The organism is Streptomyces sp. 71268, from assembly GCF_029392895.1.
In the GTDB taxonomy this organism is placed as follows: Bacteria; Actinomycetota; Actinomycetes; order Streptomycetales; family Streptomycetaceae; genus Streptomyces.
Window position 1 is genome coordinate 3,346,608 of the sequence record NZ_CP114200.1, and the last position, 16,526, is coordinate 3,363,133.

14 protein-coding genes and 1 pseudogene are annotated in these 16,526 nt (G+C 72.4%); 6 read left to right on the forward strand and 9 right to left on the reverse strand.

The window, feature by feature from the left end:
• Positions 1-147 precede the first annotated feature (147 nt).
• Together OYE22_RS12480 and OYE22_RS12485 are read left to right on the forward strand one after the other, a co-directional pair.
• Positions 148-1,446: a nucleotide sugar dehydrogenase gene (locus OYE22_RS12480; protein WP_277320491.1), complete on the forward strand. Its 1,299-nt coding sequence runs from the start codon at positions 148-150 to the stop codon at positions 1,444-1,446.
• A 232-nt stretch (positions 1,447-1,678) separates the two neighbouring features.
• A complete protein-coding gene (locus OYE22_RS12485) occupies positions 1,679-2,863 on the forward strand; it encodes a histidine kinase (RefSeq protein ID WP_277320492.1) in 1,185 nt (394 codons plus the stop codon).
• Positions 2,864-2,937: 74 nt separating this feature from the next.
• Here OYE22_RS12485 and OYE22_RS12490 read toward each other — a convergent pair whose 3' ends face one another.
• Positions 2,938-4,131, reverse strand: coding sequence for a rod shape-determining protein (locus tag OYE22_RS12490; RefSeq protein ID WP_277320493.1), 1,194 nt, complete (start codon positions 4,129-4,131; stop codon positions 2,938-2,940).
• A gap of 450 nt (positions 4,132-4,581) precedes the next feature.
• On the opposite strand from OYE22_RS12490, the gene OYE22_RS12495 reads away from it, so the two are divergent.
• Complete coding sequence (locus tag OYE22_RS12495) at positions 4,582-5,115, forward strand: hypothetical protein (protein ID WP_277320494.1); 534 nt, start codon at positions 4,582-4,584, stop codon at positions 5,113-5,115.
• 174 nt (positions 5,116-5,289) lie between these two features.
• Here the strand turns inward: OYE22_RS12495 and OYE22_RS12500 are convergent, their stop codons facing one another.
• The 5 genes from OYE22_RS12500 to OYE22_RS12520 all read right to left on the reverse strand — a co-directional run bounded on the left by OYE22_RS12500 (position 5,290) and on the right by OYE22_RS12520 (position 10,402).
• Entirely contained in the window at positions 5,290-6,417 is a 1,128-nt protein-coding gene (locus OYE22_RS12500) for a GuaB3 family IMP dehydrogenase-related protein (RefSeq protein ID WP_176163575.1), read from the reverse strand.
• A gap of 99 nt (positions 6,418-6,516) precedes the next feature.
• Positions 6,517-6,783, reverse strand: a complete 267-nt coding sequence (locus OYE22_RS12505; protein WP_277320495.1) for a hypothetical protein — start codon at positions 6,781-6,783, stop codon at positions 6,517-6,519.
• A 121-nt stretch (positions 6,784-6,904) separates the two neighbouring features.
• The gene (gene guaB / locus OYE22_RS12510) at positions 6,905-8,407 is read right to left on the reverse strand and encodes an IMP dehydrogenase (protein ID WP_277320496.1); all 1,503 of its coding nucleotides are present in this window, start codon (positions 8,405-8,407) and stop codon (positions 6,905-6,907) included.
• Positions 8,408-8,746: 339 nt separating this feature from the next.
• A complete protein-coding gene (locus OYE22_RS12515) occupies positions 8,747-9,349 on the reverse strand; it encodes a sigma-70 family RNA polymerase sigma factor (RefSeq protein WP_277320497.1) in 603 nt (200 codons plus the stop codon).
• A 441-nt stretch (positions 9,350-9,790) separates the two neighbouring features.
• The gene (locus OYE22_RS12520) at positions 9,791-10,402 is read right to left on the reverse strand and encodes a response regulator transcription factor (protein WP_003948568.1); all 612 of its coding nucleotides are present in this window, start codon (positions 10,400-10,402) and stop codon (positions 9,791-9,793) included.
• Between the two features lie 379 nt (positions 10,403-10,781).
• On the opposite strand from OYE22_RS12520, the gene OYE22_RS12525 reads away from it, so the two are divergent.
• Positions 10,782-11,096: a WhiB family transcriptional regulator gene (locus OYE22_RS12525; protein ID WP_176163571.1), complete on the forward strand. Its 315-nt coding sequence runs from the start codon at positions 10,782-10,784 to the stop codon at positions 11,094-11,096.
• A gap of 397 nt (positions 11,097-11,493) precedes the next feature.
• Here the strand turns inward: OYE22_RS12525 and OYE22_RS12530 are convergent.
• A pseudogene (locus tag OYE22_RS12530) lies at positions 11,494-12,408 on the reverse strand (LysR family transcriptional regulator); the annotation flags it as partial.
• 80 nt (positions 12,409-12,488) lie between these two features.
• Here OYE22_RS12530 and OYE22_RS12535 point away from each other — a divergent pair.
• On the forward strand, positions 12,489-13,163 hold the full coding sequence (locus tag OYE22_RS12535; RefSeq protein ID WP_277320498.1) for an MOSC domain-containing protein: 675 nt from the start codon (positions 12,489-12,491) through the stop codon (positions 13,161-13,163).
• Positions 13,164-13,269: 106 nt separating this feature from the next.
• Entirely contained in the window at positions 13,270-14,073 is an 804-nt protein-coding gene (locus tag OYE22_RS12540) for an SDR family oxidoreductase (RefSeq protein ID WP_277320499.1), read from the forward strand.
• A gap of 251 nt (positions 14,074-14,324) precedes the next feature.
• Here the strand turns inward: OYE22_RS12540 and groL are convergent, their stop codons facing one another.
• Together groL and groES are read right to left on the reverse strand one after the other, a co-directional pair.
• Positions 14,325-15,947, reverse strand: coding sequence for a chaperonin GroEL (groL, locus tag OYE22_RS12545; protein ID WP_277320500.1), 1,623 nt, complete (start codon positions 15,945-15,947; stop codon positions 14,325-14,327).
• Positions 15,948-16,041: 94 nt separating this feature from the next.
• Complete coding sequence (gene groES, locus OYE22_RS12550; RefSeq protein WP_014178834.1) at positions 16,042-16,350, reverse strand: co-chaperone GroES; 309 nt, start codon at positions 16,348-16,350, stop codon at positions 16,042-16,044.
• Positions 16,351-16,526 lie beyond the last annotated feature (176 nt).

The window sequence follows — 16,526 nt, forward strand, 5'->3', positions numbered from 1 at the left end:
CCCCCGTCGCGGGCCGCACCACGGCGGGCCAGACCCCCAAGCGGGCTACGCCGCGTCAGGCCCGGCCCTCAATCCGCACCGTGGGTCATATTTCCGCTTAGTGTGAATTCGCGCCATCCGGAATCGCCCTGGAAGGACGGCACCTCCATGCGCGCCGATCTCGCCGTCATCGGCCTCGGCCACCTCGGCCTCCCGCTCGCCCAGGCCGCGACCGCCGCCCACCTCCAGACCATCGGCTACGACCCCGACCCGCACACCGTCGCCGAACTCACCGCGGGCCGCCCGCCCGGTGGCGCCGGGGGCGGCGCGGCACAGCCGGAGCCCGGGGCCGGCCCACCGTCCGCTGCCGGCCTGCGCCGCATGCTGGCCGGGGGCTTCCGGGCCACCACCGACCCGGCCGTGCTCGGCCGCGTGCGCACCGCCGTCATCTGCGCGCCCACCCTGCTCGGCGCCGACCGGTCGCTCGACCTGACCGCCGTCGGCGACGCCGCCCGCACCCTCGCCGACCACCTGCGCCCGCACACCACGGTGCTGCTCGAATCCACCGTCTACCCCGGCACCACCGAGGACTTCCTGCGCCCGATCCTCGAAGCCGGCTCCGGGCTGCGCGCCGGCCGGGACTTCCACCTCGCCTACTCGCCCAGCCGGGTGGACCCCGGCAACCGCGCCTTCGGCTACGCCAACACGCCCAAGGTCATCGGCGGCCTCACCCCGGCCTGTACCGAGGCGGCCGCCGCCTGTTACGGGCGGTTCGCGGACAAGGTGGTCCGCGCCCGAGGCCCGCGCGAGGCGGAGGCGGTCAAGGTCCTGGAGAGCAACTACCGGCACGTCAACATCGCGCTGGTCAACGAGATGGCCATCTTCTGCCACGACATCGGCGTCGACCTGTGGGACGTGGTGCGCTGCGCGGAGACCAAGCCGTTCGGGTTCCAGGCGTTCCGCCCCGGGCCCGGCGTCGGCGGCCCCGGCGTCGCCGTCGACCCCGGCCATCTCGGCTACCCGGGCCGCACCATCGGCTACCCGTTGCGGATGGTCGAGCTGGCCCAGGAGGTCAACGGCCGGATGCCGCGCTACGTCACCCAGCGCTGCACGACCCTGCTCAACGAGCACGGCAAGTCGGCACGCGGCGCGCGGGTGCTGCTGCTCGGCGTCAGCTACAAGCCCGACGTCGCCGACCAGACGAGCACCCCCGCCCGCGAGATCGCCTCCCGCCTCCAGGAACTGGGCGCCCAGCTCAGCTTCCACGACCCGTACGTCCCACGCTGGCGCGTGCTCGGCCGCACGGTGCCGCGCGCCGAGTCCCCGTACGAGGCCGCGGCGGAGGCCGACCTGACCGTGCTGCTCCAACAGCACCGCACGTACGACCTCCAGGGCCTGGCCGCCAAGGCCCAACTCCTGCTGGACACCCGCGGCGCCAGCCCGGCCGGCACGGCCCACCGCCTGTAGCCCGCGCGGCTCCCCGTACGCGCCCCCCTCGCCCCAGCACCCGTCCGCCTGCCTGCCTGCCTGCCGTGAGCCTGGCGACATAACGGTCACACCGCCGCACATTCTGTCTATCGTGGACGGGTCCCGTTCAACACCCGTACGCCAGCCGTACACCAACCGACACGTCCGGCGTGCCCCGACCCACCCGAACAGCCGATCCCCGCGCCCTTCCACAACCCCTCCGGGCGGACCGATGCCGCAACTGAGCACGCGCCGGGCGGCGGCGTACGCGGAGGACCGGTTCCTCGCCCTGGTCCGCTCGCCCCACCGCGACCCGCTGCTCGCCGTCACCGTCGCCGTCATCGTCGTCCCCGCGACGCTGCTGCGACCGGAACTCGGCCTGGTCCGCGAGCTCTGGCTCACCCTGCTGACCGCGCTGGCGGGCACCGCCACCATCGCCGTCCGCCGCCGGCACCCGACCGCCTTCACGTGCGCCGCGAGCGCGGCCTTCCTCGCCAGCGGGCAGCACCTGCCGCTGTACGTGGCGACCTACACCGCCGTCCGGCTACGCCGCCCCTGGCTCGCCCTCGCCACCGTCGCCGTGCCGATCGCCGCGTGGACCACCAGCCGCGTCTTCGACGGCGCGGCCCTCTTCGAGGAGCGGCCGGTCCTGAACGAACTCGGCGAACTCCTCTTCCCCGCCCTGCTCGGCCTCGCCGTGGGCGCCCAACAGACCGCCGAACGCTCCCGGCGGGCCCAGTGGGAGAGCGAGCTGCGGGCCCGCGAACTCGACGAGCGCAACCGCATCAGCGCCCTCGTACACGACGGCGTGGGCCACCGGATCAGCCTGATGTCGATCCAGGCCGCCTCCATCGAGGTGCAACCCGGCACGGACGAGCGCACCCGGAACAAGTGCTGGGCCATCTCGGACGCCGCCGGCGAGGCCATGGAGGAACTCCGGGTCGCGCTGGAGATGCTGCGCCGCCCGGCCTCCGTGGCCCGCCCGAGCGAACCCCTGCTGGACGAGCTGGAACCGCTGCTGCGCACCTACCGCGCGCACGGCATGCCGCTGGAGGCCGACGTGCGGGCGGCGGCCCACGACGCCCCCGAGCGGACACAGCGGCTGTGCTCCCGGGTGTTGCGCGAGGGCCTGAACAACGCGGCCCGGCACGCCCGCGGCGCCGCCACCCGCCTGCGCGTCACCCACACCGGCGACGCGCTGCGGGCCAGCGTCGTCAACGACCCACCACCCGAGCCACGGCAGTCGCTGCCGGGCACCGGCCAAGGCATCAACGCGCTGGCCGAGACGGTGGCGCGCGTCGGCGGCACGCTACGCGCCGAGCCCACGCCCGACGGCGGCTTCCACCTCACCGCCGAACTCCCCCTGGCCGAGCCCGACCACGACCCCGGCTCCGACCCCGGCTACGACCGCCACTAGTCGCCGGTCCCGCCACGGCCGGGCGCGGCCCTCCCCGTGCGCTGCCGCCACCGCCCTCCGGCGGGCCGGAGGGCTCAGACGCGGGCCATCTGCACCAGGCGCTGCGGCTGCGCGTCCAGCACCTTGCGGAGCGCGTCGAAGTCCTCCACGCACCGCCCGGTGCCCGCCGCCACGCAGTCCAGCGGCTCGTCGGCGACCAGTACCGGGATGTCCAGCTCCTGGCTGAGCCGGGTGTCGAGGCCGCGCAGCAGCGCCCCGCCACCGGTCAGCACGATGCCGCGGTCCATGATGTCGCCGGCCAGCTCCGGCGGCGTCTCGTCCAGCGTCTGGCGCACCGCGCTCACGATCGCCTCGACCGGCTCCGACAGCGCGTGCCGCACCTCGTCCGCCGTCAGCTCCAGCGTCTTCGGCAGCCCGCTGGCGTGGTCCCGGCCGCGCACCGTGCACCGGTCCGGCGGCGCCAGCGCCTGGGTGCGCTCCGCGTCGCTCTCCGCCGCGTTCTCGGCCGCCTCCTCGACCGCGGCGGCCTGCTCCGCGGGCAACTCCACGTCGGACCCGGACCGCTGGCTGAGCGCTTCCAGGGCCCGCGCCGACCAGTAACCGGTGGGCGCGGCCGAGCCGATGGCCATCTTCACGTGCTCCGCCGTGCGCTCGCCCATCGCCAGCGAGTGCGCCTTCTTGACGTACGACATGATCGCCGCGTCCATCGTGTCGCCCGCCGTGCGGACCGAGCGCGCGGTGACGATGCCGCCCATGGAGATCACGGCGACCTCGGTGGTGCCGCCGCCGATGTCCACGATCATGCTGCCGGTGGGCTCGCCGACCGGCAGCCCGGCGCCGATCGCCGCGGCCATCGGCTCCTCCACCAGGTGCACCTGCCGCACCCCGGCCTGCGAGGCGGCCTCGATGACCGCGCGCCGCTCCACGCCGGTGATCCCGGACGGCACGCAGATCACCACCCGGGGCCGGGAGAACCAGCGCCCGCCACTGACCTTCTTGATGAAGTGCCGGAGCATCCGCTCGGCTATCTCGAAATCGGCGATGACCCCGTCCCGCAGGGGGCGCACGGCCACGATGTTGGAGGGCGTGCGGCCGATGGTGCGCTTGGCCTCCGACCCCACCGACAGGACCGTGCCGTCCACCGCGTTGACGGCGACGACCGATGGTTCGTTGAGCACGATCCCCTTGCCCCGCACGTACACCAGGGTGTTCGCGGTGCCGAGGTCGATGCCCATGTCACGTCCGCTGAACGACTTACTTTGCGCCATAAGATGAGATTATTCCCTATGCCGGATTCTTATCTCGGCTTAACGCCCGCCAGACGGGGCTCCCCTGACGCCCTCCCGGCGCGCGCGGCCCCCGCCGCCCCCACCCCACAAGCGGTCGCATGCTGTGGAGGCCCTGCACCAACTCTTCACGGCCGACAGCGCCGAATGGGCATATAGCGGGCCAGGTTGTCTCGGCCACGTCCCAGGCGTGTCACGGACGACTTCTCAGCTTGTCTGACCGTCCGACCAAGCTGTTAGTTTGTGGCTCGAAAATAACCAACCGCACTCCACCTTTTCCTGTCCCCGGAGCGCGGTCGCACACACCTTCATCCCCGGGGGATCTCATGAGCCAGCCTTGGCAGCAGCCACAACAGCCCCAGCAGCCCCAGCAGCCAGGCGGGTACCCGCAGCAACAGGGTGGCTACGGCTACCCGCAGCAGCCCCACCCCGGTGGTCAGCAGCAGCCGCAGTACGGCGGTGGTTTCCCGCCACCGGCCCCCGCCCCCCGCGCCCCAGGGCAACGCGGGCCTCGCCCTCCTGGCCGGCGTCGCGGCCGCCCTCGTCGGCGGCGTGCTCTACGCCTTCCTGCTGAGCGCGCTGGCGGACACGGACGGCCAGCAGCCGGAGATCACGCAGTTCGCCTACGCGGGTGTGGCGCTGGGCGCGCTCGTCGGCTTCGTCGTCGCCAAGCTGGGCGGGCGCAACCAGGGCCTGTGGATCGTCGGCGCCGTCTTCGCCCTCATCGCTGTCTTCCTCGGCGAGATGTACGGCTACGCGCTGGTCGCCAGCGACTTCCTCTCCAACGTCGCGGAGCGCATGGGTGGCGACAGCAGCCAGGCGCCGTCGGCCAACGACCTGTTCTTCGACCACTTCGGCGACCTGTACGACGGCTGGAAGGAAGACGCCGACGCCGTGACGTACATCTTCATGGCGCTGTCGCCGATCGCCGCCTACGGTGCCGCGCACAAGCTGAGCAACCGCTGAGCGACGGGCTGACGCCCACCCCACGCACCAGCGCCGCGCCCCGCCGAGTCAATCGGCGGGGCGCGGCGCTGTGTTGGACCGCACGTGGTCGCCGAGGTCGGGCGAGCCGGGCCGCGCGGGGCGCGGGCCGGCTCGGCGACGGGGGCGGCCGAACGGGTCAGGAGCGGTGCATCGTCACCGCTTGTCGTGCTGCGACGGGGCGACCGTCACCTCGACCCGCTGGAACTCCTTCAGCTCCGAGTAGCCGGTGGTGGCCATCGAGCGGCGGAGCGCGCCGAAGAAGTTCATCGAGCCGTCGGGGATGTGCGAGGGGCCGAGCAGGATCTCCTCGGTGCTGCCGACCGCGCCGAGGTTCATCCGCTTGCCGCGCGGCACGTCCTCGTGGACGGCCTCCATGCCCCAGTGGTAGCCGCGGCCCGGCGCGTCGGTGGCGCGGGCCAGCGGGGAGCCCATCATCACGGCGTCCGCGCCGCACGCGATCGCCTTGGGCAGGTCACCCGACCAGCCGACGCCGCCGTCGGCGATGACGTGCACGTACCGGCCGCCGGACTCGTCCATGTAGTCCCGGCGCGCGGCGGCGACGTCGGCCACCGCGGTGGCCATCGGGACCTGGATGCCCAGCACGTTGCGCGTGGTGTGCGCGGCGCCACCACCGAAGCCGACCAGGACGCCCGCCGCGCCGGTGCGCATCAGGTGCAGGGCGGCGGTGTACGTGGCGCAGCCACCGACGATGACCGGCACGTCGAGTTCGTAGATGAACTGCTTGAGGTTGAGCGGCTCGGCGGCGCCGGAGACGTGCTCGGCCGAGACGGTGGTGCCGCGGATGACGAAGATGTCCACGCCCGCGTCGACCACGGCCTTGGAGAACTGCGCGGTGCGCTGCGGGGAGAGCGCGGCGGCCGTCACGACGCCGGAGTCCCGCACCTCCTTGATGCGCTGGCCGATCAGCTCTTCCTTGATCGGGGCCTGGTAGATCTCCTGGAGCCGACGCGTCGCGGTGTGCTCGTCCAGCTCGGCGATCTCGGCGAGCAGCGGCTCGGGGTCCTCGTACCGGGTCCACAGCCCTTCGAGGTTGAGCACGCCCAGCCCGCCCAGCTCACCGATGCGGATGGCGGTGCGCGGCGAGACGACCGAGTCCATCGGCGCGGCCAGGAACGGCAGCTCAAAGCGGTAGGCGTCGATCTGCCAGGCGATCGAGACCTCCTTGGGGTCCCGGGTGCGACGACTCGGCACGATGGCGATGTCGTCGAACGCGTACGCCCTGCGACCGCGCTTGCCGCGGCCGATCTCGATCTCAGTCACTGTGTGGCCCTTCCTACGGATTACGCCCCCAGTATCCCCGACCGGGGGCACTGGGGGCGCACGGGATGCTCTGCGGGCGCATGACGCGAGGCCGCGCGCTCACTCCTCGACGAGCACGTGGGTGAAGTCCACGACGTGTACGACCAGGACCAGCAGCAGGCCGTCGCTGACCAGGTACTCGATGCCGATGTTCGGGGTCAGCGCCAGCGAGCGGGTGGTCTCGTCGCCCGAGATGGGCACCGAGATCTTCGGCTGCGGGTCCTGCGCCAACACCGAAAGGCCCCGCTCCAACAGGGCTCGGCGGTCGCCGGGGAGTTCGTCGCGGACCCGGGCCGCTTCCTCGGTGAACTTCACCGCGTACAGCATCGGACCCCCTTCGGTCGGCGTCGACGAGCGTAGCGGCTGTCGCCCCGGCCCGGGGCCGGAACGGCGATCGGCCCGGCCGTGGGACGGCCGGGCCGATCGCGCCAGACGGTGGAGCCGCCGGTCAGCGCCGCGAGTAGTTCGGCGCCTCGCTCGTCATCTGGATGTCGTGCGGGTGGCTCTCCTTCAGGCCCGCCGCGGTGATGCGCACGAAGCGGCCCTTGTCCTTCAGCTCGGCCACGTTGGCGGAGCCGACGTACCCCATGGACGCGCGCAGGCCGCCGACGAGCTGGTGGGCCACCGAGGCGAGCGGGCCACGGTAGGGCACCTGGCCCTCGATGCCCTCGGGGACGAGCTTGTCCTCGGACAGGACGTTGTCCTGGAAGTAGCGGTCCTTGGAGAACGAGCGGGCCTGGCCACGGGACTGCATGGCGCCCAGCGAGCCCATGCCCCGGTAGGACTTGAACTGCTTGCCGTTGATGAAGACCATCTCACCCGGCGACTCCTCGCAGCCGGCGAGCAGGCTGCCCAGCATCACGGTGTCCGCGCCGGCCGCGATGGCCTTCGCGATGTCGCCCGAGTACTGCAGGCCGCCGTCGCCGATCAGCGGCACGCCCGCCGCGTGGCAGGCGCGGGCCGCCTCGTAGATCGCCGTCACCTGCGGCACGCCGATGCCGGCCACCACGCGCGTGGTGCAGATCGAGCCCGGGCCCACGCCGACCTTCACGCCGTCCACGCCGGAGTCGATCAGCGCCTGGGCGCCGTCCCGGGTGGCGACGTTGCCGCCCACGACGTCCACCCGGACGTTCGACTTGATCTTGGCGATCATGTCGAGGATGCCGCGGCTGTGCCCGTGCGCGCTGTCCACCACCAGGAAGTCGGCCCCGGCCTCCACCAGCGCCTGCGCCCGGTCGAACGCCTCGTCGCCCACGCCGACGGCCGCGCCGACGACCAGCCGGCCCTCGGAGTCCTTGGCCGCGTGCGGGTACTGCTCGGCCTTGACGAAGTCCTTGACCGTGATCAGGCCCTTGAGCACGCCCGCCTCGTCGACCAGCGGCAGCTTCTCGATCTTGTGGCGGCGCAGCAACTGCATCGCGTCCTCGCCGGAGATCCCCACCTTGCCGGTGACCAGCGGCATCGGCGTCATGACCTCGCGCACCTGGCGGCTGCGGTCCAGCTCGAAGGCCATGTCGCGGTTGGTGACGATGCCGAGCAGCTTGCCCGCCTCGTCGGTGACCGGCACGCCGCTGATGCGGAACTTCGCGCAGAGCGCGTCCGCCGTGTGCAGCGAGGCGTCCGGGCGGACCGTGATCGGGTCGGTGACCATGCCGGACTCGGAGCGCTTGACCAGGTCGACCTGGTTGGCCTGGTCCTCGATGGAGAGGTTGCGGTGCAGCACGCCCGCGCCGCCCTGGCGGGCCATCGCGATCGCCATCCGCGACTCGGTGACCTTGTCCATCGCCGCGGACAGCAGGGGGATGTTCACCCGCACGTTGCGGGAGATCCTGGACGAGGTGTCCACCGCGTTGGGCAGCACCTCAGAGGCGCCCGGCAGCAGCAGCACGTCGTCGTACGTCAGCCCGAGCATCGCGAACTTCTCAGGCACTCCGTCGACGTTGTCAGTCATGACACCCTTCCAGATGGTCTTGCCTCGGCGCGGACTCCCATGCTAACGGCCGGGGCGACCCCAACATTCCGCCCTCCGGCCACCCGGACGCCACGTTCCACTTCCGGGCCGGTCAGCCCGCCCGTCGTCGGCCGTACGTCCCCCGCTCGACCCGACCAACGTCCCCGCTCGGCCGGGACCACGGGCCCGCCACGGCACCGAAGACGGGACCGGGCAGCGGGTGGCCCGGGTAGCGGGCGAGACCGGCGGCGGGTCGGCCGGGCGGCGGGCGGACCAGGAAGCGAGCGGGGCGGGGCGGCAGGCGGTGTGGGCCTGGCGGACGGTGTTGGGCGTCGGGCCCTACTGTTCGGCGAGGGCTCTCAACCGGCTCAGCGCGCGGTGCTGGGCGACCCGGACCGCGCCCGGCGACATGCCGAGCACCTGCCCGGTCTCCTCCGCGGTCAGGCCGACGGCGACCCGCAGCAGCACCAGCTCGCGCTGGTGCTCGGGGAGGTTGGCGAGCAGCTTCTTGGCCCAGGCGGCGTCGCTGCTGAGCAGGGCGCGCTCCTCGGGGCCGAGCGAGTCGTCGGGCTGCTCGGGCATCTCGTCGGAGGGCACGGCCGTGCTGCCGGGGCGGCGCATCGCGGCCCGCTGGAGGTCGGCCACCTTGTGCGCGGCGATCGCGACGACGAACGCCTCGAAGGGCTTGCCCGTGTCGCGGTAGCGGGGCAGCGCGCACAGCACCGCGAGGCACACTTCCTGCGCCAGGTCGTCCACGAAGTGCCGGGCGTCGCCCGGCAGCCGGGACAGCTTCCTGCGGCAGTACCGCAGGGCGAGTGGGTGCACGAGGGCGAGAAGGTCGTGGGTGGCCCGATCGTCGCCCGCGGTGGCGCGGCGGACGAGGGTTCCGATGTCGCCAGGACCCGCGGCCACAGCCGACCCAGCCTTCTCGTCGTCACGCATCGGTCCATGGTGCCTTGGCGCCGCGACTTCCGTGGCACCGCGCCCGTGGTTGTACGTCGAAGCGTTATAAGCGGGAGCGTTCGCACTCACCTCGCGCGCCCTCCCCTCACGCCTGCCCAAGCCGTCCCCGAGGAACTCCATGCCTCAAGGATGCGGCAGCGCGGGCCGAACTGACACAAGCGGCTGCCACATCCGCCGCCCAGCACGCCGCCGGCTCGCTCGAGGCGGCGGCCTCTTCGCTGGTCACGCGCGTACGGAAGGTGACGTACGACCGGCTCAAATCGGTTCCGGAGGCGTTCGTTCCCGCCGCCCCCGCCCACCGCACGGCGGACGGGGAGCGCCACGCCGCCACCACGCCCCACGGGGCGACGCAGGCGGTCAGCGGCACCGTCAGCGTCGTCCCCCCAGCGAGCGGGAGGCAGGCGATCCATGGCGGGGGTCCTAGCGGACCAGACCCCAGCGGAAGCCCAGCGCGACGGCGTGGGCCCGGTCCGAGGCGCCGAGCTTCTTGAACAACCGCCTCGCGTGCGTCTTCACCGTGTCCTCGGAGAGGAACAGCTCCCGGCCGATCTCGGCGTTCGAGCGGCCGTGGCTCATGCCCTCCAGGACCTGGATCTCGCGCGCCGTGAGCGTGGGCGCCGCGCCCATCTCGGCCGACCGCAGCCGGCGCGGGGCCAGCCGCCAGGTCGGGTCGGCGAGCGCCTGCGTCACGGTGGCCCGCAACTCGGCTCGCGAGGCGTCCTTGTGCAGGTAGCCGCGGGCGCCGGCGGCGACCGCGAGGGCCACGCCGTCCAGGTCCTCGGCGACCGTCAGCATGATGATCCGGGCGCCGGGGTCGGCGGACAGCAGGCGGCGCACGGTCTCCACGCCACCGAGTCCCGGCATCCGTACGTCCATCAGAATCAGGTCCGAGCGGTCGGCGCCCCAGCGGCGGAGGACTTCCTCGCCGTTGGCCGCAGTCGTCACGCGCTCGACGCCGGGCACGGTCGCCACCGCGCGGCGCAGCGCCTCTCGGGCAAGCGGGGAGTCGTCGCAAACGAGGACGGAAGTCATGGCCGCCCTCCGGAGCTGATGCGCGTCACCTTGAGCCTCCAGGCTGGGTACTTTTCGTCACCTGAGCGGTCGATCCGTCGGACATCTGCCCGAACGCTTCATTCATCAACCGCCTCGCACTCTCAACGACGGTCACCCGAAAGAGTTACGGGGTGAGAGGCCCACCTTCGGCACGCTCCGTGAGGGGAGGAACACGTTCCGAGCCGCGAACCGAAGGCCGCACCCTCTTCGGATCCTTTGCCCTATTTGGTGGCTTTTACTTCATTTCGGCGGCGTCTATGGCTAGATTCGCAATGAGTCATATTTACATCTGCTTACACAGCAGATGCGCGACCACGCGACACCCCGTCCGCATCAGATCGCCTGCAAGGGGATAGCAATGGCAGATTTCTCCCGCCTTCCCGGACCCAACGCCGACCTGTGGGACTGGCAGTTGCTGGCCGCGTGCCGGGGGGTCGACAGCTCGCTCTTCTTCCACCCCGAGGGCGAGCGCGGCGCGGCGCGCAGCGCGCGTGAGACCTCGGCCAAGGAGGTGTGCATGCGGTGCCCGGTGCGCGCCGAGTGCGCGGCCCACGCGCTCGCCGTGCGGGAGCCGTACGGCGTGTGGGGCGGCCTGACGGAGGACGAGCGCGAGGAGCTGATGGGCCGCGCCCGCCACCGGGCGATCGCGGCCGCCACCCCGTCGGCGAGCTGACGCCCCCGCTCCACCCCGAGAAGCAGAAACGTTTCCTCATTCGCTGGCCACCCCCGAGCCTCCCCGGCCCGTCGACCGCGCCGCAACCCGCGCCGTACCGCATGAGCTGACCGCCACGCCGACGGCCCACTTCCCACCCGTTCGGCGGAGCGCGGCGCGAGCAATGTGCGCAGGCGCGAGCCCCTGGCGCGCCGGCGGAGCACGACCGAGGCGGGGCCTCGGCTCAGCGGGTGACGCGCTGGAGGTCCGGCCGGCCGGATGTGGACGCGGGCGCGGGCCGCGCCGCGGCGTCGGGGGCGACGGCGCTGGGTGCGGTACCGGGTGCTACGTCGGCAACGGTCGCGCCGGCAGTGGTCGCGCCAGCGGGGGCGGCGGGCAGCGGCGGGTTGCCCACGGCACGTCGGGAGGCGAGTTCCAGTCGGTCCAGGGTGGCCGCCACGGCCGGGACGCGCGTCAGGTCGGGCAGCGTGAGCGCCACCACCTCGCGGTGCACGGCGGGCTCGACGCGCACCGTACGCACCCCCTTCGTACGCACCGACTCCAGCGCCAGTTCGGGCAGCACCGCGACGCCCAGTCCCGCGCCGACCAGGCCGACCACGGCCGGGTAGTCGTCGGTGGCGAAGTCGATGCGGGGCGTGAAGCCCGCCTCCTCGCAGACCTCGACCAGGTGCCGGCGGCAGCGTGGGCAGCCCGCGATCCACGGTTCCTCGGCCAGCTCCGCGATCCCCACCACCCGCGCCTCGGCGAACCGGTGCCCCTCGGGGACCAGGCCGACCAGCCGGTCGGTCAGCAACGGACGTACCGCCAGGTCGCTCCACTCGGCGGCGTCCCGTGGGGTGCCGGCCGCGCCGCCGACCCCCGGATAGCGGAAGGCCAGCGCGATCTCGCAGTCGCCGGCCCGCAGCAGTTCGACCGAGCGCGGCGGCTCGGCGTCCACCAGCGAGACCTCGGTGCCCGGGTGGGCCGCGCGCAGTTCGGCCAGGGCGGTGGGCACCAGCGCGGAGCTGCCGCTCGGGAAGGAGACCAGCCGCACCCGGCCCGCGCGAAGGCCGGCGATGGCGGCCACTTCCTCCTCGGCGGCGGTGAGCCCGGCCAGGATGCCGACCGCGTGCCGCAGCAGCGCGCGGCCCGCCTCGGTCAGCCGGATCTCGCGGCCCGTGCGCACCAGCAGCGCGGTGCCCGCGGCCTGCTCAAGGGCCTTCATCTGCTGGCTGACCGCCGGCTGCGTACAGCCCAGGTCGCGGGCCGCCGCGGAGAAGGAACCGGTGGCGTCCACCGCGCGGAGCACTCGGAGGTGACGGGCCTCGATCATGCTTCGAGCATAAGGGACCCTTGGGGGGAAACGTAAAATTTCGCTCGACGCTTTGGGGCAGGGTCGCCTACCGTGCGGGCATGCACGTGCTCTCACTCAATCTCGGCCGCCCGGAGCGCTCCGCGCACACCGACGCCGACTACACCGGCATCGACAAGCGTCCCGTCACGGGCCCGGTGGCCGTCAGCGCCCCGGGCCCCAAGGGCGTCGGAGCCAGCGGACTGGCCGGGGACGCGGTCTGCGACACCCGTCACCACGGCGGCGACGACCAGGCGGTGTACGCCTACGCGCGCGAGGACCTCGACATGTGGGAGGGCGAGTTGGGCCGCGCGCTGCCCAACGGCGTCTTCGGCGAGAACCTCACCACCAGCGGACTCGACGTCAACGGCGCGCTGATCGGGGAGCGTTGGCGGATCGGGCGCTCGCTGCTCCTCGAGGTGACCTCGCCGCGCACGCCGTGCCGCACCTTCGCGGGCTTCCTCGGCGAGCAGCGCTGGGTGAAACGGTTCACCCAGGCCGGCCTGCCCGGCGCGTACCTGCGCGTGATCGAGCCGGGCGAGATCAGCGCCGGGGACGCCATCGAGATCGCGCACCGCCCCGAACACGAGGTGAGCGTCGCCTTCCTGTTCCGCGCCAACACCGGCGAGCCCGACCTGTGGCCACGGGTGTTGGCGGCCGGCCGGGCGCTGCACCCGGAGGCGTACGAGAAGGCGCTGCGGCGCGCGAACGCGGGCGCGCGCCGCGAGAGTTCCTAGTTCGTCCCGCTCGGCCCGGCCGTGCGACGCGCCGCGCGGCCGGGCCGCGGCACTGACCAGGGCGCCCGCGCCCGTCCGCGCGCCGGGGCCGGATAGCGTGCCCCGTATGACGACTGCACTGATCACGGGAGCGACGGCGGGCATCGGCGCGGCGTTCGCGCGGCGACTGGCCGCACAGGGCACCGCGCGAGCCAAGGGGCACGGGGCCGGGCACAACCTGGTGCTGGTGGCGCGCGACGCGGGGCGGCTGCGGGAGCAGGCCGCGGAGTTGCACGACCGGCACGGCGTGGAGGTCGAGGTGCTGCCCGCCGACCTGTCGGAGGACGCGGGCATCGCGGCCGTCGAGGAGCGGCTCCAGGACCGCGCGCGCCCGGTTGACCTGCTGGTCAACAACGCCGGGTTCGGCAACAAGGGCCAGTACCTCGACGTCCCGGTGGCGGACGAGCTGACGATGCTGAAGGTGCACTGCGAGGCCGTGTTGCGGCTGACCACCGCGGCCGTGGTGCCGATGCGCGAGCGGGGCCGGGGCGGGGTGGTGAACGTGGCCTCGGTCGCGGCGTTCGTGCCGCGCGGCACCTACGGCGCGAGCAAGGCGTGGATCGTGCAGTTCACTCAGGGCGCGGCCCACGACCTCAGCGACTCGGGGGTGCGGCTGATGGCGCTGTGCCCGGGATTCGTACGGACGGAGTTCCACCAGCGGGCCGGAATGAACACCGAGAGCATCCCCGGCTGGATGTGGCTGGACGCGGACCGACTGGTGGACGCGGCGCTCAGGGACCTGGCCCGTGGCAAGTCGCTGTCGGTGCCCGACCCCCGGTACAAGGCGCTGACCGGCCTGGCCAGGCTCGCGCCCCGCGCCGCGCTGGCCCGCGCCTCCTCCAGGACCGGCCGCCGCTACGGGCCGCGCTGACGCCTGTCCCAGGTTTCTGAACCGGTCGCGTACGTGGGCGAGTTGGCGCCCTGTTTCCGTACGCCTCGTACGCCTCGTACAGCACGCGGGCTCCGCACGACCGGCGTCCAGCGCGGCGTGCCCCGCGCGGCCGGATGTCAGGGCCATGTCCAGCACGGCCAGGGGGCGGGGCGGTGGCCGACGCGCCGAGGCCCGGCGTTCCCCCTGGGGGGAGCGCCGGGCCTCGTCGGTGGTACTGGCTGATCCGGGGATCAGTGGGAGTGGCCGTGACCGTGGCCCGCCTCGGGCTCCTCCTCGGCCGGCTTCTCCACCACCAGGGTCTCGGTGGTGAGCAGCAGCGACGCGATGGACGCGGCGTTCTCCAGGGCGGAGCGGGTGACCTTGACCGGGTCGATGACGCCGGCCTTGATCAGGTCGCCGTACTCGCCGGTCGCGGCGTTGAAGCCCTGACCCTTCTCCAGGTCGGCGACCTTGGAGGTGATGACGTAGCCCTCAAGGCCGGCGTTCTCGGCGATCCAGCGCAGCGGCTCGACGACCGCGCGGCGGACGACGGCGACACCGGTGGCCTCGTCGCCCTCCTTGCCCAGGCCGTCCTCCAGCGCCTTGGCGGCGTGGACGAGCGCGGAGCCACCACCGGAGACGATGCCCTCCTCGACCGCGGCGCGGGTCGCGGAGATGGCGTCCTCCAGGCGGTGCTTCTTCTCCTTCAGCTCCACCTCGGTGGCGGCGCCGACGCGGATCACGCACACGCCACCGGCCAGCTTCGCGAGGCGCTCCTGGAGCTTCTCGCGGTCCCAGTCGGAGTCCGTGGCGTCGATCTCGGCCTTGATCTGCGCGACCCGGCCCTTGACGTCGTCGGCGTTGCCGCCGCCGTCCACGATGGTGGTGTCGTCCTTGGTGATGGTCACGCGGCGGGCGGTGCCGAGCACGTCCAGGCCGGCCTGGTCGAGCTTGAGGCCGACCTCCTCGGCGATGACGGTCGCACCGGTGAGGGTGGCGATGTCGCCGAGCATGGCCTTGCGGCGGTCACCGAAGCCGGGGGCCTTGACGGCCACGGCGTTGAACGTGCCGCGGATCTTGTTGACGACGAGGGTGGACAGCGCCTCGCCCTCGACGTCCTCGGCGATGATCAGCAGCGGCTTGGAGGCACCCTGCTGGATGACCTTCTCAAGCAGCGGCAGCAGGTCCTGGATGGAGCTGATCTTGCCCTGGTGGATCAGGATGTACGGGTCGTCGAGGACGGCCTCCATACGCTCCTGGTCGGTGACCATGTACGGGGACAGGTAGCCCTTGTCGAAGGCCATGCCCTCGGTGAAGTCCAGCTCCAGGCCGAAGGTGTTGGACTCCTCGACGGTGATGACACCGTCCTTGCCGACCTTGTCCATCGCCTCGGCGACCAGCTCGCCGACCTGCTTGTCCTGGGCGGACAGACCGGCGACGGCCGCGATGTCGGACTTCTCGTCGATCGGGCGGGCGGTCGCGAGGAGGTCCTCGGAGATCGCCTTGACCGCGGCGTCGATGCCCTTCTTCAGGGCGGCCGGGGAGGCGCCGGCGGCGACGTTGCGCAGGCCCTCGCGGACCAGCGCCTGGGCCAGCACGGTGGCGGTGGTGGTGCCGTCACCCGCGATGTCGTTGGTCTTGGTCGCCACCTCCTTCACGAGCTGGGCGCCCAGGTTCTCGTACGGGTCCTCGACCTCGACCTCACGGGCGATGGTGACGCCGTCGTTGGTGATGGTCGGGGCGCCGAACTTCTTGTCGATGACGACGTTGCGGCCCTTGGGGCCGATCGTCACCTTGACGGCGTCAGCGAGCTTGTTGACACCGCGTTCGAGGGCGCGACGGGCGTCCTCATCGAACTTCAGGATCTTCGCCATGGTTGCCTAGAGTCCTCTCCAAAGTGCCGCGCCCCGGACGCCCGGTTGTTCAGACACGGGTGGCCGGGGCGCAGATCACGTAAAACTGGGTGAATTACTTCTCGATGATCGCGAGCACGTCGCGAGCCGAGAGGACGAGGTACTCCTCGCCGTTGTACTTCACCTCGGTGCCGCCGTACTTGCTGTAGAGCACGACGTCGCCGACGGAGACGTCGAGCGGAAGACGGTTGCCGTCCTCGAAGCGGCCCGGGCCCACGGCCAGGACGACGCCCTCCTGGGGCTTCTCCTTAGCGGTGTCCGGAATGACCAGGCCCGAGGCCGTGGTCTGCTCGGCGTCGAGCGGCTGGACCACGATGCGGTCCTCAAGCGGCTTGATGGCAACCTTGGAGCTGGCGGTCGTCACGATCCGACCTCCCCCTTCGGAGATCTCACGGGGTTAACTGTCTGAGGTGGCGACCTGGTAGATCCGTCGTCGCGGGTGCCGGATCTGCCCGTCGCTGTGTTTGGCACTCCGCGATGTGGAGTGCCAGCCCTGAGACTAGGACGCGGTTAGCACTCGGTCAAGCGGAGTGCCAACGC

What these genes read in the sequence shown, in the direction of transcription:
- OYE22_RS12480 (WP_277320491.1), top strand. Translation starts at nt 148, where the DNA reads ATGCGCGCCGATCTCGCCGTCATCGGCCTCGGCCACCTCGGCCTCCCG.
- OYE22_RS12485 (WP_277320492.1), top strand. Translation starts at nt 1,679, where the DNA reads ATGCCGCAACTGAGCACGCGCCGGGCGGCGGCGTACGCGGAGGACCGG.
- OYE22_RS12490 (WP_277320493.1), bottom strand. Translation starts at nt 4,131, where the DNA reads ATGGCGCAAAGTAAGTCGTTCAGCGGACGTGACATGGGCATCGACCTC.
- OYE22_RS12505 (WP_277320495.1), bottom strand. Translation starts at nt 6,783, where the DNA reads ATGCTGTACGCGGTGAAGTTCACCGAGGAAGCGGCCCGGGTCCGCGAC.
- guaB (WP_277320496.1), bottom strand. Translation starts at nt 8,407, where the DNA reads ATGACTGACAACGTCGACGGAGTGCCTGAGAAGTTCGCGATGCTCGGG.
- OYE22_RS12515 (WP_277320497.1), bottom strand. Translation starts at nt 9,349, where the DNA reads ATGCGTGACGACGAGAAGGCTGGGTCGGCTGTGGCCGCGGGTCCTGGC.
- OYE22_RS12520 (WP_003948568.1), bottom strand. Translation starts at nt 10,402, where the DNA reads ATGACTTCCGTCCTCGTTTGCGACGACTCCCCGCTTGCCCGAGAGGCG.
- OYE22_RS12525 (WP_176163571.1), top strand. Translation starts at nt 10,782, where the DNA reads ATGGCAGATTTCTCCCGCCTTCCCGGACCCAACGCCGACCTGTGGGAC.
- OYE22_RS12535 (WP_277320498.1), top strand. Translation starts at nt 12,489, where the DNA reads ATGCACGTGCTCTCACTCAATCTCGGCCGCCCGGAGCGCTCCGCGCAC.
- OYE22_RS12540 (WP_277320499.1), top strand. Translation starts at nt 13,270, where the DNA reads ATGACGACTGCACTGATCACGGGAGCGACGGCGGGCATCGGCGCGGCG.
- groL (WP_277320500.1), bottom strand. Translation starts at nt 15,947, where the DNA reads ATGGCGAAGATCCTGAAGTTCGATGAGGACGCCCGTCGCGCCCTCGAA.